General features: G+C 69.1%; 1 protein-coding gene. It reads right to left on the bottom strand.

Annotation, left to right across the window (positions count from 1 at the left end):
• Window positions 1-1,218: acyltransferase domain-containing protein (locus VT50_RS37960; protein ID WP_046090527.1), on the bottom strand; the 1,218-nt coding region annotated here is incomplete at both ends.

Raw genomic sequence — 1,218 nt, 5'->3', positions numbered from 1 at the left:
CGCCCGCCGAACACCGCCTCCCAGTCCACCTCGCCACCATGAGCATGCACCTGCGCGACACCGGACAACAGCGCCCCCGTCTCCTCACGGTCCTTGCGCAGCAGGGGGATGAACGCCGCCGGGCCGGAGACACACTCACGGCCCATAGCGGCCAGCACACCAGCCGGACCCAGCTCCACAAAGCGAGTGACACCCTGAACCTCGAGGAACCGCACCCCATCCCCAAAACGCACCGCCTGACGCACATGACGCACCCAGTACTCCGGCGAACACACCTCCTCACCCGCCAACCCACCCGTGACGTTGGAAACGAGGGCGATGCGGGGCGCGGCGTAGCCGATCCGGCCCGCCACCTCGGCGAACTCGCCCAGCATCCCCTCCACCAACGGCGAATGAAACGCATGCGAAACACCCAGCCGCCTGCTCTTAACCCCCACCGCCTCCACAACCGCCAACACCGCCGACTCCTCACCGGAAACCACGGTCGCCAACGGGCCATTGACCGCAGCCACACTCACCCGGTCCTCAAAACCCGCCAGAAGCGGCACCACATCCGCCTCCGGAGCCATCAGCGACACCATCGCACCACCCCCGGGCAGCGCCTGCATCAACCGACCACGCGCCGCAACGAGAACGGCGGCGTCCGCAAGCGAGAACACCCCCGCCACATGCGCCGCCGCCAACTCCCCCACCGAATGCCCCACCAGGAAGTCCGCCACCACACCCCAGGACTCCACCAACCGGAACAGCGCCACCTCCAACGCGAACAACCCCGTCTGAGTGAACACCGTCCGATCCAACGCCCCCGCATCCGCACCGAACACCACATCCCGCACCGAACCGCCCAAATGCCGGTCCAGCTCCACGCACACCTCATCGAACACCGCCGCGAACACCGGGAACGCGGCATACAACTCCCGCCCCATGCCCAGCCGTTGCGCACCCTGACCGGTGAACAGGAACGCCGTCCCACCGCCGCCCGCCACCGCGCCCGGGACCACGCCCGCGGCAAGCTGCTCAAGACCGGCCACCAGCTCCTCACGGTCGCCACCGACGACCGCCGCGCGGTGGCCGAAGACGGACCGGGACAGAGCCAGCGAATAGCCCACATCCACCGGATCCAGCTCCGGCCGCCCCGCCACATACGCCCGCAGCCGCTCCGCCTGGGCACGCAACGCGCCCTCAGTACGCCCTGACACCACCCACGGCACCGTGTCG

It is taken from the genome of Streptomyces antioxidans (assembly GCF_000968685.2).
GTDB lineage: Bacteria > Actinomycetota > Actinomycetes > Streptomycetales > Streptomycetaceae > Streptomyces > Streptomyces antioxidans.
Note: the sequence above shows the minus strand (reverse complement) of the source record. Positions and strands in the feature narration are given on the sequence as shown.